The 19,052-nt window shown below is 72.5% G+C and carries 13 protein-coding genes; 6 read left to right on the top strand and 7 right to left on the bottom strand.

Features of this window, described 5'->3' with window-relative positions; translation table 11 throughout:
• Positions 1-7: 7 nt before the first annotated feature.
• Positions 8-1,312 (bottom strand): GTP-binding protein, encoded by a 1,305-nt coding sequence (locus O7632_RS00645; RefSeq protein ID WP_278110469.1) that lies wholly within the window; start codon positions 1,310-1,312, stop codon positions 8-10.
• Between the two features lie 44 nt (positions 1,313-1,356).
• On the opposite strand from O7632_RS00645, the gene rpmB reads away from it, so the two are divergent.
• The 4 genes from rpmB to O7632_RS00625 all read left to right on the top strand — a co-directional run bounded on the left by rpmB (position 1,357) and on the right by O7632_RS00625 (position 2,490).
• Positions 1,357-1,590, top strand: a complete 234-nt coding sequence (gene rpmB, locus O7632_RS00640; protein WP_278110467.1) for a 50S ribosomal protein L28 — start codon at positions 1,357-1,359, stop codon at positions 1,588-1,590.
• Positions 1,590-1,757, top strand: a complete 168-nt coding sequence (gene rpmG, locus O7632_RS00635; RefSeq protein ID WP_278110465.1) for a 50S ribosomal protein L33 — start codon at positions 1,590-1,592, stop codon at positions 1,755-1,757. The genes rpmB and rpmG overlap by 1 nt, the downstream gene beginning before the upstream one ends.
• The gene (gene rpsN, locus O7632_RS00630; RefSeq protein ID WP_278110464.1) at positions 1,757-2,062 is read left to right on the top strand and encodes a 30S ribosomal protein S14; all 306 of its coding nucleotides are present in this window, start codon (positions 1,757-1,759) and stop codon (positions 2,060-2,062) included. Before rpmG ends, rpsN begins: the two co-directional genes overlap by 1 nt.
• Positions 2,063-2,187: 125 nt before the next feature.
• A complete protein-coding gene (locus O7632_RS00625; RefSeq protein ID WP_278110462.1) occupies positions 2,188-2,490 on the top strand; it encodes a hypothetical protein in 303 nt (100 codons plus the stop codon).
• A 113-nt stretch (positions 2,491-2,603) separates the two neighbouring features.
• Here the strand turns inward: O7632_RS00625 and O7632_RS00620 are convergent, their stop codons facing one another.
• The 5 genes from O7632_RS00620 to O7632_RS00600 are packed head-to-tail and all read right to left on the bottom strand — an operon-like array spanning position 2,604 to position 14,768.
• The gene (locus O7632_RS00620) at positions 2,604-4,331 is read right to left on the bottom strand and encodes an ABC transporter ATP-binding protein (RefSeq protein WP_278110461.1); all 1,728 of its coding nucleotides are present in this window, start codon (positions 4,329-4,331) and stop codon (positions 2,604-2,606) included.
• On the bottom strand, positions 4,328-6,088 hold the full coding sequence (locus O7632_RS00615) for an ABC transporter ATP-binding protein (protein ID WP_278110460.1): 1,761 nt from the start codon (positions 6,086-6,088) through the stop codon (positions 4,328-4,330). The genes O7632_RS00620 and O7632_RS00615 overlap by 4 nt, the downstream gene beginning before the upstream one ends.
• Positions 6,085-13,062, bottom strand: coding sequence for a non-ribosomal peptide synthetase (locus O7632_RS00610; protein WP_278110458.1), 6,978 nt, complete (start codon positions 13,060-13,062; stop codon positions 6,085-6,087). Before O7632_RS00610 ends, O7632_RS00615 begins: the two co-directional genes overlap by 4 nt.
• Positions 13,059-13,382: a tautomerase family protein gene (locus O7632_RS00605; protein ID WP_278110456.1), complete on the bottom strand. Its 324-nt coding sequence runs from the start codon at positions 13,380-13,382 to the stop codon at positions 13,059-13,061. The genes O7632_RS00610 and O7632_RS00605 overlap by 4 nt, the downstream gene beginning before the upstream one ends.
• Before the next feature lie 33 nt (positions 13,383-13,415).
• Positions 13,416-14,768, bottom strand: coding sequence for a DegT/DnrJ/EryC1/StrS family aminotransferase (locus tag O7632_RS00600; RefSeq protein ID WP_278110454.1), 1,353 nt, complete (start codon positions 14,766-14,768; stop codon positions 13,416-13,418).
• Between the two features lie 191 nt (positions 14,769-14,959).
• Here O7632_RS00600 and O7632_RS00595 point away from each other — a divergent pair, with 191 nt between their 5' ends.
• Entirely contained in the window at positions 14,960-16,120 is a 1,161-nt protein-coding gene (locus tag O7632_RS00595) for an LLM class flavin-dependent oxidoreductase (protein WP_278110453.1), read from the top strand.
• A complete protein-coding gene (solA, locus tag O7632_RS00590; RefSeq protein ID WP_278110451.1) occupies positions 16,101-17,246 on the top strand; it encodes an N-methyl-L-tryptophan oxidase in 1,146 nt (381 codons plus the stop codon). The genes O7632_RS00595 and solA overlap by 20 nt, the downstream gene beginning before the upstream one ends.
• Here the strand turns inward: solA and O7632_RS00585 are convergent.
• Positions 17,224-18,912, bottom strand: coding sequence for an AMP-binding protein (locus tag O7632_RS00585; RefSeq protein WP_278110449.1), 1,689 nt, complete (start codon positions 18,910-18,912; stop codon positions 17,224-17,226). The two genes, solA and O7632_RS00585, sit on opposite strands and share 23 nt — an antisense overlap.
• Positions 18,913-19,052: the final 140 nt, after the last annotated feature.

The raw sequence follows: 19,052 nt of genomic DNA, 5'->3' as shown, positions 1-19,052 counted from the left end.
GTGGGATTCACGCCGGTTCGGCCGTCGCGGAGTGCGCCGGTGCGGTGTCGTCGTCGAGCGGGAAGCAGCCGGCGAACGGGTCCGGCAGGTCCCGCCAGCCGTCGAATCCGTGGGCGATCTCGTCGTCGGTGAGCAGACACGCGGTCAACAGGTCGGTGAGCGCCGTCGCGTCGACTCGCAGGCCGACGAATGCCAGCGCCGTACGGCGGTCACCGTAGTAGGGATCCCAGTTCAGGTCTGCGGCGATGCGACGGTAGTCGCTGGCCTCGCCCCACCGGTCCACCGGCAGCGCCGCCAGCCAGTAGCCGAGGCTGCCCATCGAGACGCCGCCGCCGGCGAACTCGAACCCCACCACCGCGTCGGGCTGGCTGGCGATCCACAACTGCCCCCGCCCCCGGAGCAGGTCCTCGGTGAGGTCCTCCAACGCGTCGTACAGCCGTTGGGGGTGGAACGGGCGGCGGGTCTCGAACAGCACCGACACCACGCCGCAGTCGCTGTCCGGAGCGTGGACGGCGATCGGGAAGCCTTCCAGGGCGCGACCGAGCAGGCCCGGCGCGTCCGGGTCGTGGCGGCCGGTGCGCAGCAACGCGGTCGCCGAATCGCCGTGCTGTCTGGTGTCGTGCTGTCCCGGGTCGTTCTTCGTGCTGATCTTCAGGTGCCGGGCCCACGGCGCGAGCCGGTGCAGCAGAGCGGACAGCCGCGCCCGTTCGAAGGGCTCGTCGGAGTGTCCCCACAACACCACCGTGTCGGCGTACTCGATCTGGCGGACCACCACCTCGGCGACGGCCCGGTGGTCGTCGGCGGCGGCGTGCAACCGCCGGTCGCGCAGGTCGTCGGTGCTGGCCAGATCGTCGAGCAGGGAGTCGGCGTCGACCACGGTGACGTACGAGTCGAACCGCACCACGTCGGTCACCGGCGCTCCGTCGACCAGGCAGTGCGCGCACGCGGCCGCGACCGCCTCGGGCTCCACCACGGTGGGCAGCACCAGCACGATCCCGAGTGCCGGATGCTGGCCGGCCAGGCGGGCCAGGGTCGGCAGGACGTCCTCGCGCAGCGTGCACGACACACAGCCGTGTACGAGTTCCACGGCGGTGTCCTCGATCAGCCCGTCGGCACCGCGTACGGTGCGGCGCACCCGCCCGGAGCGGATCGCGCTGATGTCGTGGCTGACGACGAGCAGCCGTTCGTCGGCGTTCAGCAACTGCCGCGCGACGGCGGCGGCGGCCGCTGCGGAGAAGCTGGTGAGGACGGTGACGGCGGGACGCTGGTCGAGGTCCGGTGCGGAAGCGGTGGCGGTGGGGTTGGTACTCACCCCGCCATCTTGTTGGAAATGATTGTCGTTGTAAAGTGGTGGTCATGTCGAACATCTGTGATGTCACCGGTGCCAGGCCCAGCTTCGGCAACGCGGTGTCCCACTCCCACCGCCGCACCCGCCGCCGGTGGAACCCCAACATTCAGCGCCGCCGGTTCCGGCTCGCCGACGGGCGATCCATCCGCCTCAACGTGAGCACCACCGGTCTGCGGATCATCGACCGCGACGGCATCGAGGCCGTCGTCGCCCGGATGCGCGCCCGGGGGGTGAAGATCTGATGGCCCGTAGCACAGAGATCCGGCCCGTGATCAAGCTGCGCAGCACCGCCGGCACCGGCTACACCTACGTCACCCGCAAGAACCGCCGCAACGATCCCGACCGGCTGGTGCTGCGCAAGTACGACCCCATCATCCGCCGGCACGTCGAGTTCCGAGAGGAGCGCTGATGGCCCGCCGCAGCCTGGTCGAGCGGGAGAATCGCCGGGCGATCCTGGTCGCCCGCCACGCCGACCAGCGGGCCGCCCTCAAGAAGCTGATCTCGGCGCCCGACACGGAGCCCGACCAGCGGGCCGAGGCGGTTCGCGAACTCGCCGCCCTGCCCCGCGACTCCAGCCGGGTCCGGCGCCGGAGCCGCGACGCGATCGACGGTCGGCCCCGTGGCGTGCTGCGCCGGTTCGGCCTGTCGCGGGTGCGTTTCCGCGAGATGGCGCTCCGCGGTGAACTGCCCGGGATCCGCAAGGCGTCCTGGTAGGACCTGTCGGCCGAGTGACCGCGCCGGTGGTGGCCGATCGGACCGGTTGTCGCCGAATCCCGGAGAAACCACGGCCGTCTTCACTACCGTTCCCTGGCGTACCGGATCGCGTTGGAGGAGGGGTAGTGACAACAGAACAGCTGCATCGGCAACACGAGGCGCACCAGCACCGGCATGGGTCGGACTGTGGGCATGTCGCCGTTCCGCACCAGGAACATGTCGACTACGTCCACGACGGGCACCTGCACCGTGAGCACCAGGGCCACTTCGACGAATGCGAGCCGGCCGCCCACCAGGTCCACGACCGGCACGACCACGAGCATCGCGAAGGATGCGGGCACGTGGCGGTGCCGCACGACGGACACGTGGACTACGTGCACGACGGGCACCGGCACGCCCGGCACGAGGAACACTGGGACGACCACTGAAACCGGCGGCCACCCCCGTGGTGGCCGCCGGTTGCCTGTCGGTTGTCGAGCTGTTGGTTGTCGCGCTGCCGGTGGCGCACCCGGCCGACCGGCCGACCGGCCGACCGGCCGACCTATCGGTCGACGAGGCGCCATCCCTGGGACTCGACCCGTTCCCGCCAGAACGAGGCGTACAGGCCGTCCCGGTCGACAAGTTCGTCGTGGGTGCCCCGGTCGCTGATCCGTCCGTCGGACAGCACCAGGATCTGGTCGGCGGCCTGCACGGTCTGCAGCCGGTGGGCGATGACCAGCAGGGTCGCCCGGCGGGCCAGCGCGGCCACCGCGGTCTGCACCGCCGCGTCGGCTTCGGCGTCCAGGGAGGCGGTCGCCTCGTCGAGCACGACGATCGGCGCGTTCTTGAGCAGGGCCCGGGCGATCGACACCCGCTGGCGCTGCCCACCGGACAACGCCGTACCACCCTCGCCGACCGGGGTGTCCCACCCAGCCGGCAGGTCGGCGACGACGTCGGTGAGACCGGCCCGGTCGATGGCCTCGCGTACCTCGTCGTCGTCGGCGTCCGGCCGGCCGAGCCGGACGTTGTCGGCGAGGGTGCCGTCGAACAGGTACACGTCCTGGAAGATGAACGACACTCGCGTCGCCAGGTCCGCCGGGGTGATGTCTCGTACGTCGACTCCGCCGACGCGTACCGCCCCGGCGTCGGCGTCCCAGAACCGGGCCAGCAGCCGGGCCACCGTCGTCTTGCCGGCGCCGGACGGCCCGACCAGCGCGGTCAAGCTCCGCTGCGGCAACGTGAAGCTGACCCCGCGCAGCACTGGGCGCCCGTCGTAGCCGAACCGCACGTCGTCGAAGACGACCTCGCCACCGTCCGGTCGCCGGGGCTGGCGCGGCTCGGGCAGCGTCGCGGCCCGCAGCACCCCGTTCACCCCGGCGAGGTGCCCCGACGCCATCCGCAGCGACGCGCCGAGTTCGGCGGCCGTGGCCAGCGGCTCGGTGAAGCGGACCGTCAACACCAGTACGGCGACCAGCGTCGCCGCGTCGAGCGCGCCGCCGATCGCCAGGTGAACCCCGAGCAGCAGTACGGTGCCGAGCAGGACCCGGACGGCGAACCCGAAGGAGACCAGCCCGACGACGGCACGGCCCAGCAGAGCGTGGTCCGCGCGGCTCTGCGCCAGCAGGGCGTCGTCGAGCAGTCGGTGCTCGCGGGCGGTCCGTCCGTACGCCCGCAGCAGCGGCTGCGCCTGAGCGAACTCGACGATCCGGGCCGCCGCGTCGTCCATCACCCGGTGCCGGTCGGCGTCGGCACGGGCCACCGCCCGGTTGCTCCAGCGCAGGATGAGCAGCAGCAGGGGGGCGGCCACGGCGACGGCGATCCCGAGCCGCGGCTCGACGACCAGCAGCGCCAGCACCACCACCAGCGGTGTCACCGCGGCGGTGACGATCGGCCGCATCAGATGCGCGGGCATGTTCATCAGCTGCAGTACGCTCTGGCTCGCCAGCCGACTGACCTCGCCGGTGCGGGCCGGGCTGAACCAGCCCAGTGGCAGTTGGGCGATTTTCTCGCCGAGCCGCTGGTGCAGCACCCGGGCCACCGACTGTCCGGTGGCGAAGCCGAGGTACTGCCCGGACCAGGTCAGCGCGGCGTAGCAGGCGACCGCGACGCCGAAGGCCGCCAGCCAGGGCAGCGCCGCCGCTGGCCGCTCGCCCAGCACGCCTCGGACCAGCGGCACCAGCAGGGCGTACGCGACGCCCTGGGCGGTGGCCGCCGCGACCAGCAGGACGAGCAACCGCCGCAGCGGTCCGGCCTGGGCGGGGCCGAGGGCGGCGGACAGGGCGCGGATCATGCCGACTCCTGGGCGAGACTGGCCGGTGTCGGCCGGTGGGATTCCTGGGCCTGCCACATCCGGGCGTACCGGCCGTCACGGGTGAGCAGTTCGGGATGGGTGCCCTGTTCGACGATCCGTCCCTGGTCGAGGACGACGATCTGGTCGGCGGCGCGGATGCTGGCCAGCCGGTGCGCGATGACCAGCAGGGTGCGGCCGGCGGCCAGGGCGGACAACGCCCGCTGGATCGCGGACTCGGCGTGCGGGTCGGCGTAGGCGGTGGCCTCGTCGAGCACCAGTACCGGCGGGTCGGCGAGCAGCGCCCGGGCGATGGAGATCCGCTGCGCCTCACCGCCGGAGAAGGAGACGTCGACGCCGACGACGGCGTCGTAGCCGGCCGGCTCGGCGACGATCCGGTCGTGGATGTACGCGGCCCGCGCGGCGGCTTCGATCTCGTCGTGGCCGGCGTCCGGGCGGGCCAGCGCGATGTTCTCCGCGACGCTGGCCCGCAGCAGGATGACGTCCTGCAGGACGAACCCGATGGTGCGGTGCAGCACCGCCGGGTCCAGTTCCTCGACGGCGATCCCGCCGACACTGACCTGGCCGGCGGTGGGCGGGTGAAAGCCGGCGATCAGCCGGGCCACCGTCGACTTGCCGGCCCCGGAGGGCCCGACCAGTGCGGTGACGGTGCCCGGGGCGAGTTCCAGATCGACGCTGTCGAGCACCTGGCGGGTGCCGTCGTAGGAGAAGCTGACCCCGGTCAATCGGACCGAGGTCCCGTCCGGGTGGCCCGTACCGCCGCCGACCTGATCGTCCGGATGATGGATGAGGGCGGCGACCTCGGCCGCCGCGCCGAGGCCGGTCCGTAGGGCCTGGACCCGGCCGCCGATGCCGGCGGCCGGCGCGGCCACCGCCGGTGCCAGCAGCACGAACGCCACCAGCGCCGACGGTGCGAGCTGTCCGGCGACGGCGGCGGGCACGCCGACGCCGAGCACGATCAGCAGGACGACCGGTGCGGTGACCACCAGCTGTGAGGCGGTGGTGATCCCGGTGGTGCCGGCGGCCCAGCGGGCGAAGAAGTCGCTGAACGCCTCGGCGGCCTGCCGGAACCGTCGGTGCGCGACGCCGGTCTGGCCGAAGGTCTTCAGCACGGCGATGCCGTCGACGAACTCCACCGCCGCGCTGTTGATCTCCCGGGCCGCCTGACCGTACGCCGCCATCTTCGGTCCCGCTCCGGCCATCGCCCGGCGGAACAGTCCGAGCCCGGCGGCCAGCGGCAGCAGGCTGATCAGGGCGAGCCACCAGGCGACGCTGGCCAGGTAGGCCACCGCGACCAGTGGTGTCACGACCACGGCGGTCACGTCGAGCACGGTGTGCGCCACCAGGTAGTGCATGGTCTGCACGTCGTCGTGTACGACCTTCTTCACCCGGCCGGAGCCCTGCTGGGTGAACCAGGTCAGCGGCATCCGGCTGAGCCGGTCGGCCAACGCACGCCGCAGCCGCAACTGCAGCCGGCTGTCGGCGAGGTGGGTGACGACGGTGGCGGCCGTGGCGAGCAGTACGGCGGCCACCGCCGCGCCCGCGCCGGACAGGGCCACCGGCCACACCGTGCCGGGCGCGGCGGGGTCCAGCAACCGGTCGCCGACCCGCACCATCGCGATGAGCACGCCGACGCCGGCGGTGCTGGCCAGCGCCTGCAGGACCATCGCGAGGGCCAGCGGGGCACGGACCGGGCCGAGAACCGTGGCCAGCGGTCGGGGTCTGTCAGTGTCGGTCATAGTAGTCCGAAATCGTACTCGTTTTCATTAGCGTCCGGGGTTTCCGCCGCGACGGCCGCGGCCACTTCGGCCACCGTCGCCGCCGCCAGGAACCGTCGGACCGGTACGTCGACCCCGTACCGCTGACGGATCGACGTGAGCATCCGCAGCGCGCTGACACTGTCCCCACCCAGGGTGAAGAAGTTCGCCTCCCGGTCGGCCACCGGCACACCCAGCAGCTCCTGCCAGAGCTGCGCGACCGCCGTCTCGATGTCGCCGGACGGTGGTCGTGCCCGGGGATCGTCCTCGGTCGCCGCCGCCAGCTCACTGAGCGCGGACCGGTCCACCTTGCCGTTGCTGGTCAGTGGCAACGCGTCGACGACGGTGATCCGGGCCGGGACCGCGTACCCGGGTAGCCGCTCGCCGAGGAACCGGCGCAGCGCGGCCGGCACGTCCGACGATCCGCCGCCGGCTTCGACGAACCCGTGCAGCCGACGGGCGGCACGCCCGCCGGTGACCACCACGACGGCCCGGCCGGTGCCCGGGTGCGCCTCCATGGCGGCCTCGATCTCGCCGAGCTCCAACCGGTGGCCGCCGACCTTCACCTGGTGGTCGACCCGACCCAGGAACTCCAGGGTGCCGTCCGGCCAGTAGCGGCCCAGGTCACCGGTGCGGTACCAGCGGCCCGACCGGCCGGTGACGAACTTCTCCCCGGTCCGCGCGGGGTCACCCCGGTAGCCACGGGCCACCCCACGGCCGCCGATCCACAGCTCGCCGGCCACCCAGTCCGGCCGGTCCCGCCCGGCGTCGTCGACCACCCGGTACGCCTGGTTGGCCAGCGGGAACCCGTACGGCACCGACCGCCAGTGGTCGGGCACCTCGGCCACCTCGAACGCGTTGGACCAGATCGACGCCTCCGTGGCGCCGCCGAGCGCGACGAGCCGGCACGCCCCGTCGGCGCGTCCGGCGGTCGCGGCGGCCAGCCGGCCGGGCAGGTCCAGGCCCACCCAGTCGCCGGACACCAGCGCCAGCCGCAGGCTCGCCGGTATCCCGCCGGGTTCGGCCGCCACCAGCAGCATGTCCAACAACGTCGGTACGGTGTTCCACAGCGTCACGCCGTGCGCGGCGACCAGCGCGAGCCAGCGGGGGGCGTCGCGTCGCTCGTCCTCGGCCGGCAGCACCAGCGTGCCGCCGGCACCGAGGACGCCGAAGATGTCGTACACCGACAGATCGAAGTCGAGCGCGGACAGGGCGAGCACCCGGTCGTCCGGCCCGACGTCGAACCTGGTGTTGATGTCGGTGCAGGTGTTCGCGGCCGCGTCGTGGCTGACCTCGACGCCCTTCGGGGTGCCGGTGGAACCGGAGGTGAAGATGACGTACGCCGGATCGTCGGGGTCGACCGGGACCGGCTCGGCCAGCGGCGTCGCCGCAAGCGCGGCCGCCACCGACAGCGCCGGAGCCGGGCCGGTGTCCGCGTCGTCGGCGGCGATCACCGCCGTGACGCCCGCGTCCCGGTAGATCCGCTCGCGGCGCAGCGCGGGCTGCTCCACCCCGACCGGAACGTACGCCGCGCCGGCGGCCAGGACGCCGAGGGCCGCCACCACCTGGTCCGGGCCTTTCGGCAGGGTGATCGCCACCGGATCGCCACGGCGTACCCCGGCGGTGACCAGCGCGCCCGCGATCCGCAGCGCCCGCTCGGCCAGCTCGGCGTAGGTCATCGTGGCCGGACCGCCGCCGCTGTCGTGCCAGATGAGCGCCGGGTGCTCCGGCGCGTGGCGGGCGGCGGCGAAGGCACGGCCGTGCAGCGTCTGCCGGGGGATCGGCGCGTCGGTGGCGTTGATCCGTTCCCGGACCGTCCGCTGCCCGGCCGGCAGCAACGCCGGCACCGGCGTGTCCCAGTCGGCACCAGCGAGATGGTCGAGCAGGCCCAGGTAGGCCTCGAACATCGCGTCCAGTACGCCGGGCAGGAACAGCTCGTCGACGCTGTCCCAGGTCACCAGCAACCCGTCGTGCGACTCCAGCACCTGGTTGTCCAGACACACCTGGGGTGACTGGGAGATGCCCCAGACCGGTTGCGGGAACGGCTCCGAGCGGTCCATGGACACGCCGTCGCCGACGCCGATCGCGCTGGTGAACACGACCGGCATCGCCTCCATGCTGCCGGTGACCCGGGCCAGTTCCCGCAGCAGCCAGGACGGGCTGACCTCGCGGTGGTCCAGGTCTTCGCCCATCCGCCGGTGCAGCGCGGTGGCGTCGGCCAGGAAGGTGCCGCCGACGGTCGGCCGGTAGTCGGCCAGCGACAAGGTGGTGAAGTCGCCGAGTACCCGATAGACGTGCGGATGCGCGTCGCGCCGGTTGAACAACGTCAGGGTGACCGTCAGGTCACGCCGGCCGCTCCAGGCACCGAGCACCTCGGCGTACGCGGCGAGCAGCACCGTCGACGGGGTGAGCCCGTGCCGGCGGGCCCGGCCCCGGATCGCCGCCCACGCCTGCGGCGCCAGGTGGTGCTGCCGGCGGGTGAACCGGGGTCGGGTCACCTCGGCCGGGTGGCGGGTGGTCGGCAACTGCGGCGCGGGCGGAAGGCCGGCGAGGCGTCGCGTCCAGTACCGCTGATCCTGCTCGACGACCTCGGGATCCGGGCGAACCTGCAGCAGGTAGTCGCGGAACGACACCTCGATCGGCGGCAGGTCGGCGTTCGGCTGCCGATAGAGCAGGTCGAGCTCGGTGTAGAGGGTCATGATCGACAGGGCGTCGAAGACGATGTAGTCGAGTCCGACCGCGACCCTGGTACGGACCTGTCCGGCCTCGCGATAGCGCACCGCCGCCACGTCGAACAGCGGCCAGCGGGTCAGGTCGGTCAGCAGGTGCGACCGGCTCGTCCGGAGCTGCTCCAGCGCCGTGGCCGTATCGGCGTCGACCGCGTCGACCGCGTCGACCGCGTCGACCGCGTCGACCGGGTCGACCACGTCGATCAGGTCGATCAGGTCGACCGCGTCGCCCACGTCGACCAGGTCAATCCGGACCGGCGGCACCTCGGGCAGGATTCGCTGGTTGCCGTCGGCGTCGAACACGGCCCGCAGCATCTCGTGCCGGTCGACCAGCCGTTGCCAGGCGTGTCGCAGCCGGTCGAGGTCGACGTCGACCCCGTCGAACTCGATGTACTGCCAGGTGCCGACGCCACCGAGCGGCAGCCGGGGATCCCGGCCCACGAAGTAGGCGCGCTGCACGTCCGTCGGCGGAAACGGTTCGTGCCGGTGCGCCAGGTCGGCGACCACCACCGGTTCGGCGACCTGGCCCGGGTCGGCGGCCGGCGTACCGGGCCGGGGCGCGGCGTCGTCCAGTGTCAGACCGGCGGCGAAGTCCGCCAGCCGGGGGCTGGCGAACAGGGCGGCCAGCCGGGCCCCCCGCACGCCGCTGCCGCGCAGCCGGACCAGCAGGCCGGTGGCGAGCAGCGAGTCGCCACCGAGCGCGAAGAACGAGTCGTCTCGGCTCACCCCGGCCACGCCGAGCAGTTCGGACCAGACCTCGGCGACCAGCGTCTCCAGCGCGCCCTGCGGTGGCTGCGCCGGCCGCTCACCGCCGCGTCGCAGCTCGGCGTCGGCGGTCAACGCCGCCCGTACGGCGGACCGGTCCACTTTGCCGTTGCCGGTCAACGGCAGTCGCGGCCACACCGTGACGGTGTCACACCGCATGTGCTCCGGCAGCCGGTCGGCGAGCCAACCGTCCAGATCGTCCGGTGGGCTCGCGTCGGCGTCGGCGTCGGCGCCGGTGGACGACATCGTGACGGCTGCGGCCAGCCGGCGGGCCGGACCCTCGCCGGTCACCACGGCGACCGCCTGCTCGATCGCCGGGTGGGCGACGAGCGCCGCCTCGACCTCGCCGAGTTCGATCCGGTGTCCCCGGATCTTGACCTGGTGGTCGGCCCGGCCGAGGAACTCCAGGGTGCCGTCCGGCCGGTAGCGGGCCAGGTCGCCGCTGCGATACCAGCGCCGCCCGGCGTACGTGACGAACTTGTCGGCGGTGCGCTGCGGGTCGCCCCGGTAGCCACGGGCAAGGCTGGCGCCGCCGACCCACAACTCACCGGTCACCCAGTCGGGCCGGTCCCGGTCGTCGGCGTCGGCCACCCGGCAGACCACGTTGTCCAGCGGCACCCCCCAGGGCATCGACGTCTCCTGCGGGCCGGCGGGCGGTACCTCGTACACGGTGGAATGGATCGCCGCCTCCGTCATGCCGCCGAGAGCGAGGAACCGGCAGGCCGGGGCGACGGCCCGCAGCCGGCCCGGCAGGTCCGGGCCGATCACGTCGCCACCGAGCAGGACGGCCCGCAGCGCCGTCGTCGGCGGGTCCTCCGTCGTCGGCTGGTGCTCCGTCGCGGCGTGGGGCGTCGTGGCCTCGGGCGTCGTGGCGTCGGGCGTCGCGGTCCGGTCGGTCGCGGCCACCAGCAGCATGTCGAGCAGCGCCGGTACGGTGTTCCACACGGAGACCCGGTGCCGGGTCACCAGTCGCCACCAGTTTGCCGCGTCGCGTCGCTGGTCCTCACCGACGACCACCAGCGCGCCGCCAGCGGTGAGCAGGCCGAAGACGTCGTACACCGACAGGTCGAACTCCAGCCCCGACAGGGTGAGCACCCGGTCGTCGGGGCCGAGGTCCAGCCGGGCGTTCAGCGCGTCGATGGTGTTCACCGCCGCCGCGTGGGTCATCTCCACCCCCTTCGGATCCCCTGTGGAACCGGAGGTGAACAGCACGTACCCGAGCGCCTGCGGGTCGACCGGCGCTGGCGTAGACGGTGCCAGCGTCGCCGCGTCGCCGACCAGCACCGGTCGGGCCCCGGCGGCCGACACCCGCTCGCGGTGGTCCGGGTCGGTGAGCACCACCCGTACCCCGCCGAGGGTGTGCACCCGGGCCCGACGGTGTGCCGGCTGGTCGATGCCGACCGGCACGTAACAGCCCCCGGCGGCGAGCACACCGAGCACCGCCACGATCTGATCGGTCCCCTTGGGCAGGGTGACGCCGACCGGGTCGCCGGGACCCACCCCGTGCGCGGCCAGCAGCGTGTGTACCCGCGCTGCGGCGTCGGCCAACTCGGCGTAGCTGACTGTACGGTCACCGTCGATGACGGCGGGCTGGTGCGGCCGGTCCGCGACCTGCCGCAGGAAGCCGTCGTGCAGGCAGCGCGCCGGCCGGTCGACCGCTGTGGCGTTGACCTTCGCCCGGACCGCCGCCTGCCCGGCCGGCAGCACCGATCCCACCGGACGCCGCCAGGCGTCGTCGGTGCCGACCAGCGCCTCCACCAACTCCCGGTACGCGGTGAAGGCCGCCGTCGCGACCCCGTCGGCCAGGACGTCGAGCCGGACGTCCCAGTTCAGCAGCAGCCCGCCGTCGAGCTCGGTGACCTGGGCGTCGAGCCACACCTGCGGGCCCTGCGAAATGATCCACGAGGGCGTACCGAAGGTGTCCTGCAACGCCGTGTCGTAGATCTCGCCGAGGCCCAGCGCGCTGGTGTAGACGACCGGGGCAAGCACCGGCTGCCCCGCTTGACGGGACAGGTCACGCAGCACCTCCACCCCGGCGTACGCACCATGGTCGACGGCGGCGTGCAGGTCCGACTGCACCCGGCGGGCCCGATCGGTGAACGGCAGCACCCCGCCGGTGTCCACGCCGAGCAGCACCGAGCTGGAAAAGTCACCGACCAGCCGGTTCACGTCGGACACCAACGGCTCCCGGGCGAACAGCGGAAGGTTGAGCAGGAACCGGCGGTCGTCGCTGAACGCCCCGAGCACCTCGGCGAAGGCGGTCGCCAGCGCGGCCGCCGGCGTCACCTGATGTCGGGCCGCCCGCTCCAGCAGCGCCTGTTTGCGTCGCGGGTCGAGCCAGTGGTGCAGCCGTTCGCTGCGTGCGGCGGCACCCGGCCTACCGGCGTCCGGACGCAGTGGGAGCTGCGGGCCGCCGGGTAGGTCGCTGAGGCGGTCGCGCCACCAGGCGCGGGCCCGGTCCCGGTCGGTCGCCGCCGCCCGCCGGTGCGCGGCCAGGTACTGGGGAAAACCCGAGGTGACCGGCGGCAGTGGCTCGTCCGGCCGTTCATAAAGGCGGCGCAGGTCGTCCAGCAGGATCCGCATGCTCAACGCGTCCGCGACCAGCATGTCGAGGTCGACGTGCAGCCGGGTGGCACCGTCGGGCAGCAGACTCACCGCGACGGCGAGGACCTCGCCGTGTTCGACGTCCATCCGCTGGTGGGTGTACCGCTGCCGTAGTCCGGCCAACCGCCGCTCCACCTCCTGCGGTGCCTGCGTCCGCAGGTCGTGCACGGTCAACGCCAGTCCACCCCGGGCGGCGATCCGCTGCCGCCCGGTGTCGTCGAATCGGGCCCGCAGCATGCCATGCCGGGCCGACAGCGCGGCCAGTGCCCGGTCCAGGGCCTGCGGGTCGACGCCGTGGCCGTCGAACTCCACGTAGAAGTGAGCGGCGACGCCGCCGTACGGCTGGTTGTCCTGCCGGCCGATCCAGTACGCGTACTGCATGGTCGCCAGTTCGAAGGGTGCCGCCGGGTCGACCGGGCCGGTGGCGTCGTCGGTCGGTGTCGTGCCCGGCTCGGCGTCGCCGCCGACGGTGTGCTGGGCGGCGTCGCCGCTGTCGGTGTCCTCTGCGGAACTGCCGGCCGGGGCACCGGTGCGGCTGCCGGTCGGGGTGGCGGCCAGCGCGGCCGCCCAGTCGGCCAGCGTCGGTGCCTCGGCCAGTTGCTCGAAGGTGACCAGGTGTCCGGCCCGGCGCCACCCGGAGACCAGCCGGATCAGGGTGAGCGAGTCCAGCCCGAGCGCGAACAGGTCAGCCTCGGGGGTCAGTTCGGCGTACTCCACGTTGAGGGCCGAGGCGACCGCCGCGCGTACCGGATCGGTGGCCGGCGACGGTGGCGGCACGCCCGCACCAGCGGCGCTTCCGTCGGTGACTGTCTGGTCGGGGGCGGCCTGGTCGGCGGCGTATCGGGACGAGATGGTCATCGCGCCTGGCCTTCGCTGTCCGTCGGCTGCCGGCCGTTGTCCTGGCCTGCCGACGTTGCCGCCGACGTTGCCGCCGCCGACGCTGCTGACGTCGTCGCCGCCGCCGGCGCTGCTGACGTCGTCGCCGCCGCCGGCGGCTTGGCCGGTACGCCGCCGATGCCCCAGCGGTCAGCCGGCGCGGCTGTCAGGACCACCCAGGTCTGCGCCCGCGCGTCCTCGCCGAGCACCTCGCCGACGGCGTCGGACAACCGGGTGACGAGCGCCTCCTGCACGGCCGGGGTGAGCCGTTCCTCGAAGATGCGGACGTCGATGAAGGGCATGAGATCTCCGTTTCGGTGGCGGGGTGACCGGATTCAGGCCGACGTCACGGTGTGGTCGGGCAGCGGTACGGAAATGGCCGTGGGCGGCGCTCCGGCGGGCGACAGCGTCGTGTCGAGGGCCGCGGTGACCGCCTCGACCAGGTAGTCGAGCTGCCTGTCGGTGATTCCCGGATGGCACGGCAGGTTGATCTGCTCGTCGAACCAGAGCCGCTCGGCGACCGGACATTCACCCCGACGGTGGCCACGGGCCCGCCACTCGGGGGTCAGATGAAGTGGGAAGTAGCGCAGCTGGACCTCCACCCCGTGGCGGTCCAGCTCGCGGACCAGGTGTTCACGCGTCGCCCGGCCGGCCTCCACGAAGAAGGTGTACAGGTGGTACGCGTGACCGAGCCCCGGCGGCGGGCGGTGCAGACGGACCTGCGGGTAGCGGCCGATGCACTCGTCGAGTCGCTCGGCGATGTGCCGGCGGCGGGCGGTGAGGCGCGCCATGCGGTCGAGTTGGACGATGCCCACGGCAGCGGCGGCTTCGGACATGGTGGCGTTCGTACCGGGTCTCCTGACGCGGGCGTAGTCGCGCCCGTAGACCTCCTCGGAGAACCGCATCCACGGCAGCAGGGGAGTGGGCGGCGGCTCCGGAAAGCGGGTCGGACCGAGTTCGACATCGGGCTGGTTCGACCGGATTCGATCGATTCGCTCGACCCAATCGTCGCGGTCGAAGGTGAGCATTCCACCCTCACCCAGGGTGGTGATGTTCTTGGAGTTGTGGAAGCTGAAGCATCCGATGTCACCCAACGCGCCGGGGCGCCGTCCGTGCCAGGTCGCGCCGAGTGCGTGGGCGCAGTCCTCGATGACCACGGCGCCGTGCCGACGGGCGGCGGCGACGATGCGGCCCATGTCGGCCGGATACCCGCCGTAGTGGACCAGGATCACTGCGGCGGTGCGGCCGTTCACCGCCGCCTCCACCGCCGTCGGATCGATGTTGAGCGACACCGGGTCGACGTCACAGAAACGCACTCGCACATCGTGTGCCAGCAGTGGGTGGATCGTCGCGGAGAAAGTCTGTGGTGTGGTGACCACCTCGTCTCCCGGGCGGAGGTCGGCGAGGTGGATCGCCAGCTCGAGCGCCACGGTTCCGCTGGTCACCGACAACGCGTGCCGGGTACCGACGTACTCGGCGAACCGTCGTTCGAAAGCCGTCCGGCGGCTGCCGGCCGACAGTGTATGTCCTGAGTCGACCAGTTCGGTGAGTGCGGCGAGTTCTGCGGCGTCGAGCACGCTGCCGCGCGCCGGAAAGGCAACCTGGTAATCCTGATCGTCCATTGGTTCCGCAGCTCCTGCGATGGCGATGGTTGGACCGGAAAATAGCATGTCGAGTCGGATGTGCAAAAGTGTTGATAGCTTGGTGAATTCGCTTATGGGCAGGCTTGAAAGAGCATCAACGGTTGCTCCGCTAAATGCTCCAAGGTGTGATCAGGAAAACTCTTTCTGCCCCTCCTTGTTGACATCCGATGTGCTGATGGCCTTCACTTGTACGCGCTACCGGCTATTCGCCACGGAGGGCACATATGCAATTCGGTGTGGGTTTTTTCCCGGTCCTGTCGCCGGATGAGAAAAGCGCGGTCGACTGGTACGACGAGAGCCTGGCGCTGGCGGAACTCGCCGACGAACTCGGGTACGAGCACGTCCAGGTGGTGGAGCACTACTTCTCCGCCTACGGCGGCTACAGCCCGGACCCGGTGACGTTCCTGGCGGCGGTCGCCGCCCGGACCCGGCGGATCAGGGTGACCACCGGTGCCGTGGTGCCCGCCTTCACCCATCCGATCAAGCTCGCCGGCAAACTGGCCATGCTGGACAACCTGTCCCACGGTCGGCTCGATGTCGGCTTCGGCCGGGCGTTCCTGCCGGAGGAGTTCGCCGCCTTCGAGGTGCCGATGAGCGCCAGCCGCGCCCGGTTCGCCGAAGGGATCGAGATTTGCCGCCGACTGTGGACGGAAACCGACGTGTCCTGGTCCGGTGACTGGGTCACCTTCGGCCCGGTGACGATGCTGCCCCGGCCGTACCAGCGGCCGCACCCGCCGATCTTCGTGGCCTCCACCACCAGTCCCGCGTCCTGCGCCGAGGCCGGCCGCGCCGGATACCACCTGCAGGTCGTACCGACGGTGACCAGCCTTGGCGGTTTGCAGGAGATGCTCGCCGCCTACCGCCAGGCGCGGGCCACCGCCGGCCACCCCGGCCCGGGACGGGTGCAGGTCAAGTACACCTGCTACCTCGCGGAGGACGGCGCTGCCGCGCTGGCCGCCGCCCGCCGCTTCGAGCTCAACTACATCGACAAGATGACCACCGCGATCGCCTCCTGGTCGACGGTGCGCAGCGCCGACTATCCCGGGTACGAGCAGCTCATCGACAAGGTGCGGCAGTACGACTTCGACCGTTCGTACGCCGACAACAAGGTCCTCGCCGGCACCCCCGCCCAGGTGCGCGACCAGCTGGCCACGATCGCCGAATGGTTCGGCACCGACGTGACCGTGTGTCTGCAGGTCAACCCGGGAGCGACCGCGAAGGCGGACGCGCAGCGGGCGCTGCGGTTGTTCGCCGAACAGGTGGCGCCGCACTTCGCCGACACCGAACAGGTGGCGCCGGACGGTTCCCGCGCCGAACAGGTGGCGCTGGACGGTTCCCGCGCCGAACCGGCCCCGGACGGTTCCGGCGAGGCCAGCCGTGCGCTCGCCGGACGCTGAGGTCGTCGTCGTCGGGCTCGGGGTGTTCGGCGCCGCCGCGCTGTGGCGACTGGCTGCGACCGGCGTTGACGCGATCGGCGTCGACCAGTTCACCCCGGGCCACGGCTTCGGTTCGTCGCACGGCGGGACCAGGATGTTCCGTACCGCCTGCCTGGAACACCCGGACCTGGTGCCCCTGGCCCGCCGGTCCGGCCAGCTCTGGCAGGAGCTGGCGTCGGCGGCCGGGGAGGCCCTGTTCGAGCCGACCGGCGGCGCGCTGATCGGGCCCCGTACCGGGCAGGTGGTCGCCGGCACCATCGCCGCCGCCCGGCGCCACGAACTCGATGTCGAGGTCTGGAACGCCGCTGAGCTGCGTGAGCGACTGCCCCGGCACGCCGGGATCGGCGACCACCACGCGGCGGTGTGGGAGCCGGCCGCCGGGCTGATCGCCGCGGAGGCGGCGGTCCGGGCGGCGGTCCGGGTCGCGGTCGGGCGGGGCGCGCGGGTGCTGACCAACCTCCGGGTGACCCGGATCGAGCTGGTCGCCGGCGGTGTGCTGGTGCACACCGCCGGCGGTGCCGTCCGGTCCCGGCAGGTCGTGGTCGCCGCCGGGGCGTGGCTGCCGACCCTGCTGCCCGGGATCCCACTGCGGGTGTTGCGGGTGCCGATCACCTGGTTCCGGCCGGCCACCCTGGCCGACGTCGACCGGTACGGGCTGGCCGACGTGCCGGTGTTCATCCGCGAACTGGATGACGGCACCTGCGTGTGGGGGCACGGGGCGCACTCCGGCGGCGAGCTGAAACTCGGCTTGGAGGACCACGGCGGGCTACTGCGCGAGATGCGTCCGGACGGCGACGACCGCCGCGTCGCCGCCGACGACTGGGCGCCGCTGGTGCGCCGGCTCGACGTCGCGCTGCCCGGTCTGGATCCGGTGCCGTCGCGTGCCGCGGTCTGCATGTATCCGATGACTCCGGACCGGCAGTTCGTGCTCGGCAGCCCGGGCGGCGACACCCGGCTGATCGTCGCCGGGGGCGACAGCGGGCACGGGTTCAAACACGCCACCGGTGTCGGTGAGGTGGTGGCCGATCTGGTCCGCGGGACGCCGCCGCAGGTGCCGGTGGCGTTCATGCATCCGGACCGGTGGTGACCGTGGTCGCCGCCAGGCGCCGCGCGAGCACCTTCTTGTCGATCTTGCCGACGGCGGTCAGTGGCATCGCGTCGACGTACTCGACGCGGTCCGGCAGCTTGTACGCGGCCAGCCCGCGTCCGCGCAGGAACGCCACCACCTCGGCGGCCGTCGGCGGCGGCCCGGCGCAGACCAGGACGGCCGCCGGTGCCTCACCCCACTGCTCGTCCGGTACGCCGACGAGCGCGGCCTGCCGGACGGCCGGGTGGGCGAGCAGATGACCCTCCACTTCGGTCGCGGCGATCTTCTCGCCGCCCCGGTTGATTTGGTCCTTGACCCGGCCAACCACGGTGAGGTGCCCGGTCGGGAATTCCCGGACCAGGTCACCGGTGCGGTAGAAGCCGTCTGGTGTGAAGGAGGCGGCTGCCGTGGCGTCGGCGCGGTAGTAGCCGCGCAGCGTGTACGGCCCACGGGTGTGCAGCTCACCGGGCTCGCCGGCCGGTACCGGTCGCCCGTCGGCGGGGTCGACCACGCGGATCTCGTCGGCGGGGGAGCCGGGGCGGCCCTGCGTGGTGCAGACCAGGTCGTCGGGGTCGTCGAGTCGGGTGTAGTTGATCAGGCCTTCGGCCATGCCGTACACCTGCTGCAGCGGCACCCCGAGGGTGGGGGTGAACCGTCGCGCCAGCTCGTCGGCCAGCCGGGCGCTGCCGACCTGTACGAACCGCAGGCTGGACAGGTCGGGTCGGCTGTCGGCGTACTCGGCGAACCAGTACGGCACCAGCGGTGGGTTGAGCGCGGTGCAGGTGACCCGTTCCTGTTCGATCAGTCGGAAGGCGGTGGCCGGGCTCGGGTTGGGGGCGACGACGACGGTGCCGCCGGCCATCAGGGTGCCCAGCACGCCGGGGCAGGCGAAGGTGAAGTTGAAGCCGATCGGCAGCACGGCCAGGTAGACGTCGTCCGGTCCGAGCCGGCAGATCTCGGCGCCGTTGCGGGCGTTGTAGGCGTAGTCGTCGTGGCTGCGGGGGATGAGTTTGGGCAGCCCGGTGGTGCCGCCGGAGAGCAGCAGCAGCGCCAGGTCGGCGGCGGTCGGCGCAGGGCCGTCGGCGGTCGGCCGAGGGTCGTCGGCGGTCGCGGTCTGCTCGGCCGGGCCGTCGAGCAGGTCGGCGTAGCTGGTGAAGCCGGACTCCGCCGGGTCGCCGAGCACCACGACGTGGCGCAACGGCTCGTCGGCGGTGCGGCGTTCGGCGTACACCTCGGCGGCCAGGGTGCGGTAGTCGAACCGGGCGTGCCGGTCTGCGACGACGTAGCCGGCCGCGCCCGACAGCGCCGCCAGGTGGGCGATCTCCGCGCGACGGTGTCCGGGCATGGCGTGTACGGGGACCGCGCCGAGCCGCTGCAGACCGAACCAGATCTCGACGAACTCGGCCCGGTTCGGCAGCTGCAGGACGACCCGGTCGCCACGGCGCAGCCCGATCCGGTGCAGCCCGGCGCTGATCCGGTCCGCCGCCTCGTCCAGCTGCCGGTACGTCCATCGTCGAGTCCCGTCGACCAGGGCGGTCCGTCCACCGTGCTGTTGTGCCCAGCGCCGGAGCAGGTCGCCGAAGGTCTCACCGGTCCAGAAGCCGGCGGCCCGGTACCGCCGTGCGTCGGACTCCGGCCAAGCCACCCAGCCCGGGTCGACGGTCATGCCGGGACCTACGGGTCTGTCCTCGCGGTCGGGGTTCATGCCGGGTCCCTTCTGGTTCGTCGATCAAGACTGTGCTTAGATACGTCTATCGCAGTTGAATGTCATTTTCAACAAGTCGCTGGGTGGAGTGACCCGAACAG

This window comes from Solwaraspora sp. WMMD406, assembly GCF_029626025.1.
Classification (GTDB): Bacteria; Actinomycetota; Actinomycetes; order Mycobacteriales; family Micromonosporaceae; genus Micromonospora_E.
The sequence above is the reverse complement of the archived record's forward strand: the minus strand, read 5'-3'. Positions and strand labels throughout refer to the sequence as shown.